14 protein-coding genes are annotated in these 18,339 nt (G+C 58.3%); 3 read left to right on the forward strand and 11 right to left on the reverse strand.

The window, feature by feature from the left end:
- Positions 1-110: 110 nt before the first annotated feature.
- The 3 genes from G6P99_RS03140 to G6P99_RS03150 form a co-directional block, all read right to left on the reverse strand.
- On the reverse strand, positions 111-998 hold the full coding sequence (locus tag G6P99_RS03140; RefSeq protein ID WP_165127221.1) for a GIY-YIG nuclease family protein: 888 nt from the start codon (positions 996-998) through the stop codon (positions 111-113).
- Complete coding sequence (locus tag G6P99_RS03145) at positions 991-2,442, reverse strand: hypothetical protein (protein ID WP_165127223.1); 1,452 nt, start codon at positions 2,440-2,442, stop codon at positions 991-993. Before G6P99_RS03145 ends, G6P99_RS03140 begins: the two co-directional genes overlap by 8 nt.
- A gap of 4,074 nt (positions 2,443-6,516) precedes the next feature.
- Positions 6,517-6,729 carry a hypothetical protein gene (locus G6P99_RS03150; RefSeq protein ID WP_165127225.1) on the reverse strand — a complete coding sequence of 71 codons (213 nt, stop codon included), beginning with the start codon at positions 6,727-6,729 and terminating at the stop codon, positions 6,517-6,519.
- A gap of 291 nt (positions 6,730-7,020) precedes the next feature.
- On the opposite strand from G6P99_RS03150, the gene G6P99_RS47415 reads away from it, so the two are divergent.
- From G6P99_RS47415 to G6P99_RS47420, 3 genes are all read left to right on the forward strand, one after another.
- Positions 7,021-7,764, forward strand: coding sequence for a GYF domain-containing protein (locus G6P99_RS47415; protein ID WP_165127227.1), 744 nt, complete (start codon positions 7,021-7,023; stop codon positions 7,762-7,764).
- A 144-nt stretch (positions 7,765-7,908) separates the two neighbouring features.
- Positions 7,909-8,649, forward strand: a complete 741-nt coding sequence (locus G6P99_RS03155) for a hypothetical protein (protein WP_165127229.1) — start codon at positions 7,909-7,911, stop codon at positions 8,647-8,649.
- A 254-nt stretch (positions 8,650-8,903) separates the two neighbouring features.
- Positions 8,904-10,070 (forward strand): hypothetical protein, encoded by a 1,167-nt coding sequence (locus G6P99_RS47420; RefSeq protein WP_165127231.1) that lies wholly within the window; start codon positions 8,904-8,906, stop codon positions 10,068-10,070.
- Positions 10,071-10,111: 41 nt separating this feature from the next.
- On the opposite strand, the gene G6P99_RS03165 is transcribed toward G6P99_RS47420, so the two are convergent.
- The 8 genes from G6P99_RS03165 to G6P99_RS03200 form a co-directional block, all read right to left on the reverse strand.
- A complete protein-coding gene (locus G6P99_RS03165; protein WP_165127233.1) occupies positions 10,112-11,458 on the reverse strand; it encodes an IS5 family transposase in 1,347 nt (448 codons plus the stop codon).
- Between the two features lie 818 nt (positions 11,459-12,276).
- Positions 12,277-12,951: a recombinase family protein gene (locus G6P99_RS03170; protein ID WP_165127235.1), complete on the reverse strand. Its 675-nt coding sequence runs from the start codon at positions 12,949-12,951 to the stop codon at positions 12,277-12,279.
- Positions 12,952-13,473: 522 nt separating this feature from the next.
- The gene (locus G6P99_RS03175) at positions 13,474-15,147 is read right to left on the reverse strand and encodes a hypothetical protein (protein ID WP_165127237.1); all 1,674 of its coding nucleotides are present in this window, start codon (positions 15,145-15,147) and stop codon (positions 13,474-13,476) included.
- On the reverse strand, positions 15,128-15,460 hold the full coding sequence (locus tag G6P99_RS03180) for a hypothetical protein (protein ID WP_165127239.1): 333 nt from the start codon (positions 15,458-15,460) through the stop codon (positions 15,128-15,130). Before G6P99_RS03180 ends, G6P99_RS03175 begins: the two co-directional genes overlap by 20 nt.
- 536 nt (positions 15,461-15,996) lie before the next feature.
- Positions 15,997-16,641, reverse strand: a complete 645-nt coding sequence (locus tag G6P99_RS03185) for a hypothetical protein (RefSeq protein ID WP_165127241.1) — start codon at positions 16,639-16,641, stop codon at positions 15,997-15,999.
- Positions 16,638-17,606, reverse strand: a complete 969-nt coding sequence (locus tag G6P99_RS03190; protein ID WP_165127243.1) for a bifunctional DNA primase/polymerase — start codon at positions 17,604-17,606, stop codon at positions 16,638-16,640. Before G6P99_RS03190 ends, G6P99_RS03185 begins: the two co-directional genes overlap by 4 nt.
- Entirely contained in the window at positions 17,603-18,013 is a 411-nt protein-coding gene (locus G6P99_RS03195) for a hypothetical protein (protein ID WP_165127245.1), read from the reverse strand. Before G6P99_RS03195 ends, G6P99_RS03190 begins: the two co-directional genes overlap by 4 nt.
- Before the next feature lie 6 nt (positions 18,014-18,019).
- A complete protein-coding gene (locus G6P99_RS03200; RefSeq protein WP_165127247.1) occupies positions 18,020-18,295 on the reverse strand; it encodes a hypothetical protein in 276 nt (91 codons plus the stop codon).
- Between the last annotated feature and the right edge of the window lie 44 nt (positions 18,296-18,339).

Genomic DNA, 18,339 nt, shown 5'->3' on the forward strand with positions numbered 1-18,339 from the left:
TTAGCGAAGGAAAGAATTGCCGGTTCCCGTACAGTCCCTTGAGCTCACGGTTCGCCCGATCCGACGCCTGCGTGTGGCTGGGCCTACGGCGAGGCATTCACGGTAAGCTGCTACGCGTCCTCTAAAACGCCGAGATCGATAAGTTTTCGCCGCCGGATGAATCGCAATATTGCCGCGTAACCGGTCTCCGTAAGCCGGAACATTTCCCGCTCTGGCCTTGTGGCGCCCGCTTCGATCGTGATCATTCCGGCCTTCAACATGTCTCGGGACACGCCATTCTCGATGACTAAGGGGTGGCCGTTCATCTCGAAAAGTCTCGGAAGGATTGACCCTACGGCGATCATTCGTCCCGAGGCGATTGCGGCCGCCACGAGGGCGGTTGCCATCCGCTCGCGGGGACTTCGTGCGTTCGCGTGTGGCGTAGTTATTTCGAGACGTCTCGCGCCCAGGGGCTTTATCGGAACAGAGGCGCGCCGACCGGAAATGCTCGCAAAAAACTGGTTCGCCGCTCGCCGATCTGTGTCCTCGGACAGGCCGCCGAGTGTCGCGGCGCGGCGCTCGCGGCTCTCCAGGGATGGGTTCGATGTTCCTTCACCGCCATCCGTTTGGTTCGTCAGTGGGCCGCGGCCGAGATCGTGACGACCAACCTCCGCAATGAGTTCACGCTCGCGAGCCAAAGCGTCCTTTTCTTGATCGAAGAACCCATCGAGGAGATAGACCACCGATCTGCCTGCACGATGGATGGCGCGGATGACGTTGAGCTTATGAGAGCGCAAGGTGATGTTGCGGGCGTCGGACTCATGATTCAAAATGCGTGACCCTGTCCCCTTGCCAACATAGAACGGAGTAAAGTCTGGCTTGTGAAGCATGTAGACATAGAACGGCTTGGCGGTGTCTAGCTTGGCTCGCAGGGCTTGGATTTCGTACAGAAATTCGATCTCGTCCTGCGCGACGAGGTCCCTAGTTGTGATGCCGCTAATATCAACCATCTCAGTCATCGCTTCGACCTCTATGTTCGCTCTCGTTTGCCCACTCAGCCAATGCCCGCCGATGGTTTGCTTCCGCCTCACCGCGCTGATGGATGATGTGGCCGCGGACCAATTCCGCTAACCGCTCGGCGTTCGCCTCAAGCGCCATCTCGATCGGCCGTTCACCGTTCGTAAGAATTGCGGCCTCGACCCAACTGCCTACACTGTCGTGTGGGAGGAACGTCCCTCCTCGTCGCTCTCCGAGATCAACCTGCAATGCATAGCGACCTTCCGATGGGCGTCCTCCCAGCAGTTCGGCGCACGAGATGGAGGTGACCGGCAGCCATGTCGCGTAAACGTGCTCCCACTGGCGCGCTCCACGTGCATCCATTTTACTCAGCGCGAGCTGCGCTTGTTCAACTTCATCAAGCTGACTTTGCAATGGCACAGTCTGGTCCCCCTCTTCAAAAAGTGGAATCCATTTCCCCTCTACGCCAGACGCTGAACCGAGTTCAATTTCCGCAACGAGCTCATTCCCATCCTTGTCCTGAGTGGTGAATCTTTCCATCCCTTCAAGGTAAAACCACTTCCGGCGACCGGCCCAGTTCCACCCGTCTCGGTCGAGCATGTCGGTGACAGTGCGGATTTCGAACATTGGTCTTGGCGTCTCCCTTTCGTCCGCTGGACCGATTGCTAGGCGGACTTCACGGCCTATCGTGACGGTAACCGGAATGACTCGATTCCCCCCGTTGGGACCGACCACTTTGATCTCGCGTTCGTATGGGCCAGCCAATAACTTCACGAAAATGGGCACGCTTGGGATGGGCGGGAAATTGTCCCAAACTTCGTAACCGTGCGCGAGCGGTCCGTGCGGCAAAAGGGACGACCCCGAAGGGCGGATCGTCTCAGTCTCAAGGCTATACGTGCCGGATCGATCGCCGATACAGCGTAGATACTCGCGCAGACCCTTACGTGTGGCCACGGCCGTTGCCATGGCTGCGATCAACTCGGCCAACTTGTCCCAGTCTTCCGAATGGTTCTCGCTGAACCTGCTCGACCGCGCGGTGACCCCGGCCTCAATCTGAGTACCGCGGAATATATCGACCAATACATCTTGCGAACGGAGCCCTAAGAAGTGAGCGATTGCTTTCGCGAGCTGAGCATAGTGCTTTGGTTTCTTCGCGAGGCGTTTGAGCCGATCCGCGTTTGGTTCGCCGTCCAATGGAAGCGTGACGCGGTCTAGTTTCTTAAGGGGAACGCCTTCGGTTGGCCAAGCGAGATGGACGATCCGCGTCTTCGAGCCACGTTCGTCGGCCGCGGCATCATGCAGCAGGCGCGCCAGCCTGAGTGCGACCTTCTTCCTGTCGGACTCTTTGTTGAGAATCTTGTTTTCCTGAATTGCTCTAGCCACCTCGTCGCGTTCCCATTGCCGCGCAGCCTCACGAGTTGACATCTCGATGATTTCCGCGCTCATCGCCTGGGCCTCCCCAGGTGGGCCGCCCTTGTCTTGTCCTGACGGCGATAGCAACGCCCGCGACGACCTTTTGAGGGATGGAGCGCAGTCACCAAGCCTCGTCGACCGATTAGTACGGCCACGCGGCAAGCACGAGCGGCGTCCTCGGGGTCAACGTCACCGCTTCCAACCAAATCACAGGCCGCCTCGCGGCTCAGTCGGATGGTCTCGCATCCATTACCTGCATGCAGTGCCACATCGGCATTCGCTATGACCAGGTCCAGAACTGCCACCCGGATGCCCCGTTGCTGAATACGACGCCGGGCGTGAATACTCATAATGCTTGTATATTTGGTCATCGGTGGTCCTCCCTTCGGTCACCGGTAAACCGCAGTCTTGGCTGCCTGTCGTTCTTAATTATGTATCAGAGGGCGATTTTTTTGGGAATAAATGGGTTCATAAATTAGGAATATTGAGCTCTCTTCGGCATTGCAATGGGACGGCATCGTTTGGTTGACCGCAGGACCAATTGTGCCGGCGCCCGATGCACCTCGTAAGGGGCCAGCCTATCGCGCTCGCAGTAGGCGAGAAGCGCAAACCCGCTGCCGATCTATCTCCGGGGCACGCGTGATGCGATCGGATGCCAACTGCGGGAATGCTGCGGACGCCGCACCGCCATCGGGTTGACCTCAAGATCATCATAGCCAAAACCGGGGCACAGCGCTGGCGCTACAGACTTGATCGAATTGCTGAACCCAAATTTTGAGAGGTAGATGGCGCTTCGCACGATCGGCAGCAGATTTGCCAGTCGGGCGAGCAGCGCGCTCAGCGGTGCTGAGGTTCGAAAAATCCGCAGCAGTTGCTTTATCGTTTTCTCTCGCTCCCCGGTTCGGCATCGGGAAGCCCGATCATACTGAGACGATCGCGCAAGGCGGCAAGCCGGGCGGTCAGATCGAACATCTAGGCGGGTGAAGAAATCCGTTCAGCAGATTCCACTTGGCTCCCGCCACGTACTTGGTATTGACGTGGAGGAGTTCTGTAGAGAAGACAGAGGCGCCCGCCCCCGAAGCACGTAGATCTCAAGCGCAATGTCGTGGGGGTAGTGATCCTTCAGGCCACCGCTACTCTTCACTTCCCGCAGTCCCCAGGTGCCGGGTGCGAGGCGTTCCAGTACGTCCACCCGGATGCGGATGTTCTTGTGCTCGAAGGCTGCCTCGAAGATGGCGGGCACAAACGCAGCGCTCATAAGAGTGGCCGTGTGGGAGACGGCCTCCGCGTGCTGCCACGGCTCTTCGTCTATCCGCACGCCCCCGGGAAACAGCAAATCTCGATAAATTGAGGTGCACTACACCATACCGGCCAAAATTTTCTGAATGCGCTGTTGGCGAAACACGGCGAGGCGGGGTCAATGCATCGCACGTGGTGGTACATCGCCAATATGCTGGAGCCGATATCGTGGCCGTGGTACCGATTGGTTTTGCTTATCGAAGATAAAATTCACGCGGATCAGCACGGCAATCAACGCGTCTTGCGACAACTCGGCGGTCGCGTATTCAAAAAGGTTGGGTCTTGACTCCTTCACGGCGTCTGAACTGATTTAGACGTGTTGAGTATCTACCTCACCCCGCCCTTGCCTTTCTTGCGGCAGATCAACGGCTTTTTGTATCGTTTGTATTTATGGTTTTGTCTGTCGGGTCGCTGACCGGATGTTGTGGTTGCGTCAAAAACAGCTTGGTGGGGACGAAATGCCTGAAGCGATACGCAGTCAGAGTGAAGCTCGGCGAGTTGCGAAGACCGCGTACCCTTATCCAATCTGCCTAAGGCAGTTTTCTGAAGAAGTGGAGTATGGCGCTGCTCGCATCCGGCGTGTTCTTTGCCGGCGTGCATACGCTTACTCCCTAACAGATTTGGCTTACTACTGATGCTCCCCGAACATGATACTTGAGCAGAAGCCTGCCGCTCACGTCCTTCTCGTTGCGCGTCGCGCGATAGGGCGGGCACATCACGCCGCACGCGCCCCGCATTGGTAGGGCTAGATCACGGTGAGGGCCCCGGTAGCGCTAGCAATCGAGGATGTCACGCAATGGTGGAAGTGTCTAAATTGGACGAGCTGAGTTCATACGAGCGCCGTGTGTATGAAGCGCGGGTGCTTGCAGATAATAAGCGGTTGTCGTTAGAAGCTCTTAAAGCTCTCGCTGCCGAGTTCGGCGTGGCGCGCGCGCGTGCGGCAACTTGAAGCTCGTGTTCTTGAGAAGATGGGCGGATATCTCGGTCAATCAGAGGAATAGCCAGACGTGAGTTCTCAAGGGTTCAGGGGCCAACTCCAAAGGCCGACCTCCGACCGAAATCTTAAAATGCGCGTTTGCAGAATTCCCGCATGGGTTTACTCCGTTGAACACGCAATTTCTCTTTACATGACCCGCTACTGGTTCATCGTTATCAGTGGGCAAGATGTCAATAGCTCCCCTCAATCAAGGAGGAGAGTACATGAACGGGCGCGTCATTCTCAACAATGCCAGAGAGCAGCTGGCCGCCGAAATCTTCGCCTATCGCGAACCAAAACCAGCCCCACTTAAAATTTCGCCCTGGCTCGCAATAAGCCTATTGCAGAACGCCATTCGCCGGGGTGAAAGCGAACTCGCACAGCGAGCGGCGGCAACCCTCCTTCTAATCGCACCAGAACGCCTTTGGCGACGCAGCGGTGCTACCGCTTTCGAAGAGGTCGGGGTAGCTGATCTACAAACAGTTTCCCTGGTTACGGCGGCCCTTGCGGGTAAGAGATACCGAGCAACGATAGGCGGGGAGTGGAAAGTCGCAAGTATCGTTGATCGAATGGCAAAGAGACCCAAGTGCCGTGCGGCAGACGATCTGTTGCTTACCGCCGATCGTCATCCACGCTATCAACGAGCCCGTGAAGAGCTTGCTGCCAAGACAACAGCTGAACTCATTCGCATAGCCACAGGTGACGCGGCGCTGCCCGTACGTGCGCTCGCGACTTGGTACGCCGTAGGTACTCATCCACGGCAAACAGATCATCTGATCGCCCGCCGTGGGGAGCCATCGCGTTGTTCGATGGACTGTGCGAGGCAGGTCTACCCCACACCGTGGTTGAAATCGCCCGTGAAGCATTTCGGAAGATTGGGGAGCCGCTCTGCCCGTTCGTCGCATTGCTGTGTCCCCTCGCCAGATGCGAGGCACCGACCCTGAAAGATGACGACATGCCACCCACGATCACGGTTGGGGAGGTCCTCGGCCATGCATATGATCTCTATTGCCGGGAGGGACGCGGAGCACTCCAGTCATTTCTGCAACGAGACTGCAGGACGGCACGCTGGGTGCGAAATCATGTCCCGGCAGGGCAACAGGTTAATTTTCTTGGGACCGTTGTTTTTCGTGTCGAAGGCGGGCTCGTTCGACAGCGGGCACGGTGGCCTACAGGGGACAAACTACGCAGGCTCGTTGATATCGAGTGCAATGGGTCCCGCTGCCCGGACGCCTCCGAAGTGTTGAACATGATGCGCAACGATATTGGCCTCCTGAACGAGGAGCGGTCCCATGTCGGATAACGTTCTAACCCGTGATACTATTCACTTATCGGAGGTTACAAGGGCCTCGTCAGAGCGTCCTGCTCCGTCATTGCAATTAATTGCACGCCCGGCCGAATTCTCTCCAGCGGCACAGTTTTTCGTCGAAAATAGTGTTTCGGAGAATAACCGCCGAGCGTACATCAGTGATCTGCGGGAATTTGAGCGAGGTGGCGGTTCGATACCCGCGTCGCCGGAAGCCCTGGCCGAACACCTCGCTCGGAACGCTGGCAGGCTGAGTATGGCGACCTTGGTGAGGCGTCTGGCCTCACTTTCAAAGGCGCACGAGGTCCGGGGGCTACCCAACCCAACCCGAACTGCGCTTGTGCGGGCGACGCTAAGGGGCATTAAGCGGACTTATGGCTGCGCCCAACACCAGGCTAAGCCGCTGCTGCGCGACGAACTGATCCGGGTGTTGGACGCCCCGGGTGAGAAGCCGAAGGACCTCCGCGACCGGGCTCTCCTACTCAGCGGATTTGCCGCAGCCTTACGTCGCTCCGAGCTGGTCGGCCTAAATCGCGGCGACGTCGAGCATGCCCGACAAGGCGTCATCCTGCACCTCCTTCGGTCGAAATCCGACCAGGAGGCTCGCGGGCAAAAAATTGGGATACCTTTCGCCCGGGGACGATGGTGTCCGGTCGCCGCCCTGGAAACCTGGCTGACGATTTCCGGCATCACTGAAGGTCCGATCTTTCGACCGGTGGACCGCCATGGCCGGGTTCATGATTGTCGCTTGTCCGGTGAAGCGGTGGGCGAGATCGTTCGAGAGCGCGCGTCAGCGCAGCTGGGATCGATCCTTCTGGATATTCGGGGCATTCGCTTAGGGCCGGCCTCGCTACGAGCGCCGCGCAGGCAGGGGTCTCGACTTTGAAAATCCGCGCTCAAACCCGGCACGCCTCTGATGCCATGCTGGCCCGTTATGTGCGGGATGGAGCACTTTTTTCCCAAAATGCAGCGGGTGCGCTACTCTGACAGGGTATTTCGATCACAGAGCCAATTTTTAGGAATGTTTAGGATGGAAGCCGTTTGGTGGTATTCAGACAGATTTGGCCAAGTTGGTCCATTCACGCTCGAACAGTTGAGGGACGTGCTCTCGACATTTGACGAGCGCCGCACGAGCGAAGTTCTGGTTTGGTGCCAGGGGTTTTCGGATTGGAAGGCTCCCGATATCCTGAATGATTTTCGTGAACAAGATGACGTGGTGCCACCACAAGAGCCGGGAGCGTCAAGGCTACTCGCTCAAGCAACAGCCGCCATCATCGGAGCCGGTAAGTCTTATTGGACCCGCCTAGCTAATGAGTTCCTTAGAGATAAACGTGACCGGATGCGGACGAAGGCGCTTAGAGCAACGCTACGGCTCCCAGCAGAACCCGGACTGCCGCCTCCGTTACCAAAGTTCAGGTCAGTTCTTCTACTGTGTCCGACTTGCCGGAGGCCAGTTTCGAGCGGCGCGAACTCATGTCCGCGATGTGGAGAGCCGCTCACGCAGGAATGGGAAGATCGAGAGTTGGAACGATTGGAGCGAGCGAAATCGTTCGGAAAGTCCATTGGTAACCTCGTAGGAGCTTCGATTGTAGCTTTGGTCGTCCTTTTCGCCGTTGTTGCCTCGTTCATTGGAGAAAGGGACTACAGCGGCTTGCAGAGCATGACGCAGTCGGAGTTTCGGGCTCGTAGGAGCGACATTTGCGCAATGACCGCGCTACGCGGGCTCTCTATGGATGATGAGCGAGCATTGCGCAAAGCTTGCTTCGGACCCTGACAAGCACCGAATGACCTGAGCGGCTTTTTGCTCAGCAAGGCGCTACCATTGATCTTCCCGGCTCCAGCTCGGTTTAGAGTCGTGAGGACATCCTGGATCACTACAAGCTGTGTGAGCCGCTGCTACCAAATGGAGAGCTGAGCCGTGTCTAGTGTATATTTGGTGGTTTACACGTCGGCCCGCCTGATTGGGGCCGTTAGCTTTCCCCTGGGTGACGCGGTATGCGCGAACGCGCTGGGGCGCTGGACTTGGGGCGGGCAAGAAATTCTGGAGAAGAAGGGCAAAGCCGTGTCCGGCGAAGACCAGTACGGCGGGGCCTACACGTTCGCCTGTGAGACCCATCGCACCCGGCCGAAAGTGCAGATCCAAATCGACAAGGAGCAGCGGGAGCAGTTCGAGAGCGACTGCGAGAACCTGTACCGGTCCTACTCTGAATATAAAGAATGTCGCCAGCTGCCGAACGGGGACGTCGAGATGACCCAGTATGATGACAACGGCGACAACAGACATAGCTGGGTGGTCAAGATCGATGAGCGCTGGAAGACCGTACGCCTCCAGGAGCAGAAGGCCAGTGAGGAAGAGTGCGACCAGATCGAGGTGATTTTTGGCGCCTGTTCCGTGTCTGAGCAGAACCCCGATTATTGCTACATGGTGCACCGCGCTGGGGCGGGCGAGAGCAGAGGCCTGTCCCAGTTCTTTGCTCGGCACCCCTCAGATAGTTTCTCTAACAAGCTGCACGCGCTGTGTCAGAAGGTCTGCTACGGCAAGATGACCGTGATCGCCGCAACCCGGAAGTTCTGCCCGCGTCAGCAGCTGCATTCTATGGAGGATACGAGGGTGGATCCCGGTATACCTGGCAATACAGCCCGCAAAACGCCGAAATGACCAATCCGTTGGGACCGACTAGCCGGGACGCGAGCACCCACACCGCAGCACGCGCAACTGCATCCCTCTGCTAGGCGAAGTCAGGCGGCGGGGAGTTAGCGGATCAGTCCTGCTATCCACACCTACAGCCCACCATGAAATAAGGCGCCCAGGACGAGATCATCATGATGTAGGCGCTGTTGAGGGTTCACACTCCAAAGGCGGGATGTATTTTCTCTCGTGGCGCAGCCCAATCAGGGCAACGAGGAAGGCTGATGAATTTGGACGTTGGTATGATTTGGCGGCGAAAACCCGCTGTTCTGGCCGCTAATTTAGTTGGAAATTTTGCAGTCATTGTTCTTGGAAAATTTCGCTTGCGGATAGGGCAAATCACGATGAAATTTCAGCAAAGGATGCGAGTAATCAATACGGCCGCTCGTTCCGCAATATGGGTGCTTCTCGTGGCCATTTTGTCCGGCCCGGCACTAGCGGAAACGGGTACCGAAAAATCCGTCACGCCAGCCGCCTCCGCTCCCGTTGGCGATGCCGTTTTTCCGTCGATGGTCGATCCGAAATACGAGCAGGAAACCCCGGCCAAGGCGCGCGTGCATACTTGCATCGATCAGTACAACAAGAACAAGTTAACCAGCGCCAATGGCGGTCTGAAGTGGATCGAGAAGGGCGGCGGCTATTACATTCAATGCAACACGAGGCTTGGCGGACATTCGCCGCGTCCTACTCTTTCGCAGGAAGGTGAAGAAGCCGACCGCGACAGTGCGATGGCTCGTGGAGCCAGCTATACAATCGGAGATAACCCTGCGAGCCAAAGCAAAGCAGAAGACGCCACCCCCTCCAAATGCGTCTATCGCAACGACGAGAAACTCCTGTGTCTCAATGCGGAGAGGATTGCGTTTGAAAAGCGCTACTGGACTAGGGACTTCGATTTCCTCGTCATCTCCGGAAGTTTTTCTGGATCAGGAAATCGCTGGTGGGATTGGAAGCTCATAATAGAGGATGGAAAGGGAGCAATCACCAAGCCTCTCGCCGATAACTGTCTCGCATGCGACATCAGAGTTGACAGATTGAACTTCCAATCGAACGAGATCGTATTCATCCATCGCCAGGAAAAGCGACTGGAAATCGCTACCTTCCGCGCCGGTCAATTCACGTTGCAAAAAAGCAAACTCGATCCCCGAGAGCCATTGGATGAAGACACATGTGGCGATCTTTTGGGCAGGTACGAGTATTGTTCGAAGGCGGAGCGAAATACGGTGGACTGCTCGATGGCTTTGGCGAATTCCGGTCATTTTAGTCTCTTGCGAATAGAAGATCAGTACGCCGGAATTTCATACGACGGCATGCAACGAATGTGCAGGGCCGCCTGCTCAGGTGGCAAGGCAATGGATCGCAAGACATTCCTGAAGGAGGTTTGTCGGCGATAAAATCTGGCTATTGCAGTTGGCCTTATATACTTAGTCGTCGGTTAAGAAGCCGATTTGAGTGGTGTGCGGTGGCTGGTGACTGAGAAGAAGGCAGCCAGGAAGAGGTACCAAAGAGCCCTTAGCCAGGCGAGGATGCGGCGGAAGTTGTAACCGACGGCGGAGAGGATGACGTTGGCGGCATCGCCGGCGCGGCCTTTGAGGTAGCAGCGGCCGAGGTGTCCGTCAGCCTTCAAATGGCCGATCACGGGCTCGATAGCGGAGCGGCGCCGCAGCTGGCGCTTGATAGTGCCGAAGACGCCGCGCTTCTGGCCGGAGATGAAGACGCGGCGCGGGTTCTGTGCGTCATGGCCGCGGTATCCCTTGTCGACAAAGGCGCACTCGATCGCGCAGCCGGTGAGTGTCTCGGTTCGGTCGATGACGTCCCGCAGGGTGTGACCGTCGTAAGGGTTATCGGGCAGCGCCTTGGCGTGCAGCACGAACTGGCCGCCGGGAGCAGGCCGGTTGTTGGTGACGATGGAAGCCTTCACGCCGAACTCGTAAGGCGCGCTGGCCTTGCCCTTGCCGATGCACTCCACCTCGGGGGCATGGAAGGAATACAGCTTCCAGCCGCGCTGGCGCTGCTGCTGCGAGCGAATCTGCGTGGCCCGGCTCAACGGGAGTGCGAACGCCTCTTCGAGCGCATCCTGGCCTTCGATCTTGCGGCGGATGTCGCGGATGATCCGGCCCAGGCGGCTGCGCAGGATGCGCAACTGCCGCTGGTGCCGCTTGAACTGTTTGGCATGGGCGTAGCGTCCCGCCATCATCGCGGTGGCCTTGGCGATCCGAGAATAGGATTGCCGCAGCCGCACTCCGTGCTTCCTCGCTAGGCGGTTGAGCCCCTGGATCGCCGCATGCAGCAGCTTGGCATCGGTCGGAAAGGTGATGGCCTTCGGCTGCACCGTGGTGTCGACCGTGACCCGCTCAAGGTCCTTGCCGCGTAACGCGCCGACGTCGTGCGCCACCCGCAGGCTCTCGGCCAATAGCAGTTCCAGTCTGTCGCCGAGCCGCTTGCGCCAATGGCTCAGGTCCGAGCGCTCGTGCGGGAATGCGTGCTGGAAGAACTCTTCGCCAGTGAAGTACTGGAAATACGGGTCGTGGACCCAGCGTTCGCATACCCCCTCATCGGACAGCCCGTAAATGTGCTTGAGCAACAACAGCCCGATCACGAAGCGGGTCTCAATCCCCGGCCGGCCGTTCTCGCTGTAGAGCGGCGCGATCTCGCCGTCGATCCAGTCCCAATCGATCTTGCCGGTGAGCCGGACCAGCTCGTGCTTCAGATTGATGATCTGGTCGAGCCGCGCCCGGAAAAAATCGTTCGCTCCCGTCGTTTTGTGCTTCTTCGGCCGCATCGTGCCCTCCGATGCGGACAGGGAATCATGCTTCGCCCATCGAGGGAATCTCGAAAACGAAATTGCAAGCTTCCGATGCGCAAAACACCAAAACCTTGCAATCTCAGAACGTCATTCCAGCCAAATTACGATTCCAGATCAGTCGCCTGGAAGCTTCTTAACGGGCGACTACTTAAACTTCTGCTGGCCGCCCGTCGAAAAGAAAAACGATGACGGTTGGGCGCGTCCTGCCAGCCGATGCTGAGGAGCAACAACGGGGGCAATCGGTGTATCAGATACCAGTTATCGAAGTGGCACACACTTACCACTGACATACGTCTGGAAAGTTCTGGCCGAAAAACGATCGGCAGTTGAGCTGGCACAAGCTTAGTGAAATCCGGTCTTTTCGATAGGGAGCTGCAGCTCAGCGGCACGATCGGCTCGGTCTCTCTTCCGAAACTCGATTTCCAGCCGCTCAAATCTGGCTAATTCGTTTCGGGCGGCTTCTAAGAGACGAGTACGGGAAGCCGCCTCGCGCTGCATGTTCTCAGTCATGAACGGATCGCCCTAATTGTGGCAGTCGCACCTAACCGCTTGATGCGAGGCGAGTTACAGGTTCGGTACCGCCACGTTTCAAATATGTGACGGCGATCTTTAATCGCGGATATATCCGGTGGTATTCCTGTTCGCAACGGGCGACGTTGCGAATGCCAAATGCTGTGGCAACTCAAGCGCTCTCGCCGAAGTGAATAGCTTGAAGCGGCAGCTGCCTTCTCGTTGATTGGAATCCGCCGCGAACTGCGTCCCCAGCTAAACAAAAGATCGTGCTGGCGAACGAACTAAACTGCGGCGCAACGGGCTGGGTGCCCTTCTCCAATTCGCTTCTGAACCCGGATTACAGTAGCGGCGTGCCATCTCCCGCCGGTGGGGGTCGCAATCTTGCGCTCATTTAGCGCCGCGGCCGTGGCCCGCGCGGACCGGCCAGCGAGTTCAGTCAGGATCGGACGCAGTTGCTCGGCGCGTTCCATCGCCTCGTCGCGGTTCGCGATGCCCCGTGCGTTTAGCCCGCCCAGTTTAACGCCCTGAGCCTTTTTAGCAGCGAGCGCGTCCCGAGTGCGTCGGGAGATCATCGCCCGCTCTTTTTCAGCCAGCGCGGCGTAGAGATGCAACATGAACGGGTCGGCGTCAGCGCCCAACTCTGCGGCGATGAACGGCGTCTTCTGCGACATCAACCCGCTAATGAAGTGAACGTCACGGCTCAGCCGATCGAGCTTGGCAACAATGATCGGCGACTTAAGCTTCCGAGCCGCCTTCAGCGCCGCCGCGAGTTGCGGTCGGCGATCGAGGGCATCCGCACCCTTGCCTGTTTCAACCTCCTTGAAGGTCTGGATTAGGTTGTAGCCCTCGGCTTCAGCGAATCTGGCCAGCGTCGCTTGCTGGGCCTCGAGTCCAAGGCCTGACTTCCCCTGTCGCACAGTCGAAACGCGGATATATGCAATGGCGGTCCTAGTCATGAGACTATAATCCTAAAACGTAAAACACTGCAACCGGCGTTGGCGTGTTACAGGCGCTCTGGCGGCGGGGGTAACATACGGTATTTGAATGAGTTTTTGGAAAGTTTCAGCCTGGCAGGCGAGCCGCTAGAGTGCCCTTGGGGCGCGATGGCAGATTGTCGGCGAAAACCGCCCAAAAAGCACATGCGGGCCTGCAACTCCCCGCAAGGGGCCTCTGACTGAGGTCGGCCCACGGAGCGTCCCACCTGGACCGGGCTCGCAGGCCGGTTGCCGGCGCCACTGGTGCTGAGAACCTGGAGGTCTGCCCAAACAGCCCGCGCGCCAAGGGAAAACCCCTACACGGGCCGCCCTAGCCGGCGAGTAGCCCTTATTTGCTTATTGCGCGTAGCGCAAAAATGGAGCCGTCGAAGGTCTCGCACGGCTCCTGCGGTATCATCTGCCCCTCGGGCTTGGCCCGGATGGTGTGCTAAGGCAACGTTGGCCTTGAGACCAGCATCAAGGTCTTGGCTATGTTGTCACGCATCACACCCACCTGTCCATGTTGTCGTACACGTCGTTGCCGACCGGCCAGTAGCACATGACGAGAGCGTCGGCGAGGTTGGGCGAGCGCGTGCCCACTGGCTGCTTGTCGACCACGAGGCGCATGCGCGTGTCCTTGTCCATGGTCGGCTGGCTCAGCTCCTTCTGCAGCGTACGCAGCAGCGGCAGGCTGCTCGGCAGTGAGATCAGCTCGTCCTGCTCCCACGTGAAGTTCGCCTGTTCGGGATTGCCCTCCAGTTTGCGTATCGCTCGATGGGTGCGCTCGAACCTGCGTCGCAGCTCCCACCACGCCTGCGCCTTGAGGTTACGATAGAAGTCCTTGTTGAGCGGCGACTTGTGGTCGAACGGAACGACGTGCCTGTCCGGGTGCAGCACCGCAGCACCGGCGTTCCACGGCGTGAAGCCGACGTCCTTGAGCAGCATGCAAGTGTCCTCGTCGTCGCGCAGCCGGTTGACCTCGGCCTTCACGCCGGAGCCTACGCCGATGCAGTCGTACTGCACGCTGACGCGCTCGTGACCCTCGACGGCGGTGATGGCCCTTCGCGTCGTCACCGCAGTGTCGCGCGCGCTCCACTCCTCGATCTTGCGCAGCACGACGTTCTTGCGCAAGGCCAGCGCGTTGCGGTCGCCACTCCCGTCCGCCACGTCCAGACCAGCTGTCACATCGTCGTTGTCGCCCTCGACAAACTTGAGGCGCACGTGCGCGTCGATAGCAGTTCGCACCCACTCGGCAGGGATCACGACTCCCTCGACCGACGCCGCGTAGTCGCGGTCCACCTCCTGTCGGAAGATGTGCAGCAGACCGTCCTCGATTGCCTTGGCCTCGCGCTCGTCGTGCCAAGTCTGCGTCTTCTCGGGGTGATCCCTCCAGTCCATCACGAACACGTTAGTCTTGCCTTTGACCGCTGGCCTGCCGGGGAACCACTCGATGCCAGCCTCGCGCTTGCGATGGAATACGTTGCCGAGACCGTTGACGCTGGAGATGTCGATCTGCACGCGCGTAGTGTCGCCGAGCGCAGCCTCTATCGACTCTGGGTGTTCGTAGTGCGCTGACTCGTCCTTGAAGTAGATGAGGGTACGACCACCGCGCCCGATGTCGTCGCCCGATTCGCCAGTTATTGATTCACCTGAAGCAGCCCAAATACGCATGAACGACATGTTGTCTTCAGTGAATTTGACCGGCCAAAATTGTCGGGGAATAGAACGCAGCTGAAATCTGATCTTCTCAAAGATCGAACTCATGTCGCCGATGCGATCAACGAGCGCTTCCTTGCGCGATCCCCAGCCGACTGTTGCACCGGGCACAAACAAAAACAGCCAAACGCTAAACGACACCGCGAGCCAAGTCGCACCCATGTCTCTGGATTTTTCAACGAGCCCCCCGGTTTCTCCCTTCATGCACTCATGCAGGAATTCAATGAAGTCGCGCTGATGGGGAAAAAGGATGAGTGGCAATCGCGTCGGCTTGTCGGTGCCGGCATTACGTGGATCAACGGTCTGGCACCAGTCTTCGATAAACTCGACGGGGCGCGTCCTGTAGTATTCGATCGCACCGACGATGTGCGCTGGCGAGCTAATCAGGTCCTCGTAGCGAGCTTTGCGATCAAGCCAAACTCGGACGTAATCCGGCGGCCAACTAGTTTTCTGCAGCATCATGTTCAATAACACGAGGTGAAGAAGCGTTTTCGCGCGGCCGGTTGAGAATTCGCATGTACGCCTCCATCGCGTCAGCGACGGTCATTGTAATCTGCGTTGGTAACACGCGCTCTAGACTGCGATCCCTTATATCGAATTGCCCGAGTCGCGGATGACAATAAGGCGCCGCTCGAGAGGCATATTCGGCCCCTATTGCATACGCCCTTGCTATAGCGCCCGCATCTGGTTCGTCCTTGGCGAATTCTTCTTGAATGATTCTATGCTGATGGGCGAGCGCCTGAAGCAGAAATGCTTTCGGTTCGATGCCTGCCACACGCATAGCCTCTTCTCGGGCGGCCAAGCGAACGTTCTTGGATCCGCGTTTCCGTCCAGCACCAATTCGCTTGCCACCTCTGGGCACAAATCGACTCCCATTGATTGTTTGTGATTTTATACCAAACGTTGGCGGCTCGCCGTAAAAAAAACGCTGCGGTACTAGGCGAGTAATGTCGCGGGAGTATTTAGGCTGCACGGGGGTACAGCACTACACACGCGCACATGGGTTTTGCTAAATGTGTACGCGTGTGGAAGTAGTGTTGTAGTGTTGTAGTTGCACGTGTGTGTATATAAAGCGCTTACTTTTGCTACAACACCGCTGCAACACTACAACGGGTAAAGCCGCCCTTGGCCGTCCGCAACACTTGTGTAGGTGTTGTAGTGATGCATGCACCGCACTGCACGGGTTGGCCCTTGCGGTGGTATGGGAACTCCGCGCAGCCGTGAGGACACCCCGGCCAATCCATTTTGACGCATGGGCGGCCCGCCGTCCCGGTTTGGCGGGCGCGTGGGTGGCGGCGGCCCGGACCGGTGTCATATCACCGGCTCCGGCAGGTCGGGCGCCGCTAATTCCGGGGCCTCATCGACAGCGTCGCTTGGCACCCACCAGCAACGTTTGCGCTTGTTCTTGATGGTGAGGTTCTGCGGCCCCCCGCCCAAGGCCTTGATCCATGCGGCGATCTCGTTGCGCTTCACCTTGCACATCCCCTCCCTCTCAAGAAATTTCGCCAGTGCCTCCATCGTGAAGTAGCGACGCCTGCTTTCCTCGTCCTCCCATGGTGCGCCGCGCAGCAGGTCTTCTCTCACTTTGCCGCGCATCCGGTTCGTTAGGAATGTTTCCAGAAGTTCCCTGAACTGGCCCCCGCGCGTCGTGTCCTCGTCCGCCTGCTTCTCGGTCATCTTGGGCAGAGCGTCTCTCAGCCTGTTCGCCCATATGACCGGCGTCACGGGCGGGAAAATCAAGTTCAATTGCTTGAAACACTGGGTTAGGAACCGCTTAGGATCGGTGATGTCCCGGGCGTCCGTTATCGTCATCCTGCCGTTGCTACCCCGGATCATTACGTACCAGATCGGTTCTTCCGAATTGATCTTTTCCCAGCTGACGATGTCGGGGATGTCGGCGATATCCTGTTCCTCGCCGATCAGTGTCTTCAGCCTTGGGATTGATGGCTTTGTCATACCGCCACCTCGCCACGGAGCAGTCGCCGATACAACGTGCGCCAGCGACGGTCGTGCTGATCTGCTTGCCAGAAGATAGTTTCGACGCTGATCAACCGGAGCTTGCGACAGTAGCGCCACTTGCGCCTGCACGCGCCTGCCTCGAACTTTGACGACTCCCTTGACCAATCATCGAATGCGGCATAGCCAGCATCGCCCAGCCCATGGTAGATGGCCGCACCAATGCGATACCAGAGATCGTAATCGTCGCTGGGAATCACGGAAAGTGCGACCCTGATCTTCAGTTCGAGGTCCTCTGCCGACATCGGCGCGTAAACCGAAGGGTTGTCTTCGGGAAGCAATGAAACACCCCTCCCAGCATCCAGGCACATAATGGCTCGTAGCCTGGGATCGAGCACGATGGCGCTTACGACGTGATGTCCTACCGCAGCGCGATTGAGTAGCCACTTAGGCGCGTCGGCGATGGCCACGTGACTGATCCAAGTGTATTTGCCGCGGCCGGGTCTTTCGGACGGCGGAGCGATGACGAATCCACCGTCGCCGCGAACGTCGATGCCCGGCCCGAGTTTGGAGGCGCTGCATGGTATCGTGATGTCGGGCGGCTGCTTGAAATAGTAGTGCCTCGAACCGGTCGGCGATTCGGCCACGCGTGTCCGTGGCAAAGCGCCGTGCTGCACTTCGAGCCGGATGAGGCTCTCGCGACCATCGTGATCGTGGCCGTCTGGCGTATCGACGTCGATTACGAAGAGCCCATTGGCCGCCCCAGTAGGCAAGCCAATTGCCGCGCGGGGCCAGCGCCTCCAGTACTCCCGGATCTCATCCGGGTCCTTGGTGTAACCCCAAGGGTTGCCGTTGCTCTTTTCGGCGGACGTGTGACCGAGCTTCTGCTTCTCGGCGAACTTGGCGGGGAAGATGAAATAGTTGCGTTTGGCGTAGCCCAGCGCGGCGTTGACGAGGCCCGTCATTGGAACCCCGCATCACTCAGCAATCTGTGAATGCGCAAAATTCCGTCACAGAACCCATAATAACTGATCGCGTAGACTTCGCCGTTCGGTTCAATGCGCAGCTCGACCAGCCGCTTGCAGCCGGGGCACTGTCGCTCCCATCGCGCGCCGCTCTGAACAAAGCCGCAATTGAGACTCAGCGCCGCAGATTTTAATCTGGCGGCATTCCGCGCCTCGCGCGACGCAGCGGCCTCCTGCGCCTCGCGGCAGGTGTCCCAGACCGCGTCATTGTGAGGCCGATTACGCCTGCTAGCTGTGGCTTGTCCGGCGAGGGCCTTGTGGGCCGGAGCCTTTTGCTTTCCAGCTGAGAAATTTCTCCCTCGACCCGGTGTGCCATGGCCGGCGCGATTTTTTCTTTTGTGCGCCATGGTGCATCACCCGATTTTTCGATTGCATGCGGTATTGGCGTTGGCCTCGGCGAGGGCCTTTGCCTCACGCTCTGCCTGCCACGCAATTATCACGCGACCAAACCAGCCTTTGGCTCTGCCGGTGTCGCTAAGCGAAACGGGAAATGGTATCTCGCCAGAAGCAATTTTTCCGGCGAGTGCGGTGTCGCGATAGCCAAAAAAATGGGGACCATCGGCTACGCGATAGAACCAGTCCGGATTCACAGGTTGATTGTCGATTGGATGTCGACGGCGTTTGGACATTGGGGCTCTCCACGCTTTAATGCTAGGTGGACAGCCATAACGTC

It is taken from the genome of Bradyrhizobium sp. 6(2017), assembly GCF_011058295.2.
Lineage (GTDB): Bacteria > Pseudomonadota > Alphaproteobacteria > Rhizobiales > Xanthobacteraceae > Bradyrhizobium > Bradyrhizobium septentrionale.

Coding starts and splice junctions, on each gene's coding strand:
- G6P99_RS03140 (WP_165127221.1), bottom strand. CDS start 998: ATGACTGAGATGGTTGATATTAGCGGCATCACAACTAGGGACCTCGTC.
- G6P99_RS03145 (WP_165127223.1), bottom strand. CDS start 2,442: ATGAGCGCGGAAATCATCGAGATGTCAACTCGTGAGGCTGCGCGGCAA.
- G6P99_RS03150 (WP_165127225.1), bottom strand. CDS start 6,729: ATGAACCCGGCCATGGCGGTCCACCGGTCGAAAGATCGGACCTTCAGT.
- G6P99_RS47415 (WP_165127227.1), top strand. CDS start 7,021: ATGGAAGCCGTTTGGTGGTATTCAGACAGATTTGGCCAAGTTGGTCCA.
- G6P99_RS47420 (WP_165127231.1), top strand. CDS start 8,904: ATGAATTTGGACGTTGGTATGATTTGGCGGCGAAAACCCGCTGTTCTG.
- G6P99_RS03165 (WP_165127233.1), bottom strand. CDS start 11,458: ATGCGGCCGAAGAAGCACAAAACGACGGGAGCGAACGATTTTTTCCGG.
- G6P99_RS03170 (WP_165127235.1), bottom strand. CDS start 12,951: ATGACTAGGACCGCCATTGCATATATCCGCGTTTCGACTGTGCGACAG.
- G6P99_RS03175 (WP_165127237.1), bottom strand. CDS start 15,147: ATGATGCTGCAGAAAACTAGTTGGCCGCCGGATTACGTCCGAGTTTGG.
- G6P99_RS03185 (WP_165127241.1), bottom strand. CDS start 16,641: ATGACAAAGCCATCAATCCCAAGGCTGAAGACACTGATCGGCGAGGAA.
- G6P99_RS03190 (WP_165127243.1), bottom strand. CDS start 17,606: ATGACGGGCCTCGTCAACGCCGCGCTGGGCTACGCCAAACGCAACTAT.
- G6P99_RS03195 (WP_165127245.1), bottom strand. CDS start 18,013: ATGGCGCACAAAAGAAAAAATCGCGCCGGCCATGGCACACCGGGTCGA.
- G6P99_RS03200 (WP_165127247.1), bottom strand. CDS start 18,295: ATGTCCAAACGCCGTCGACATCCAATCGACAATCAACCTGTGAATCCG.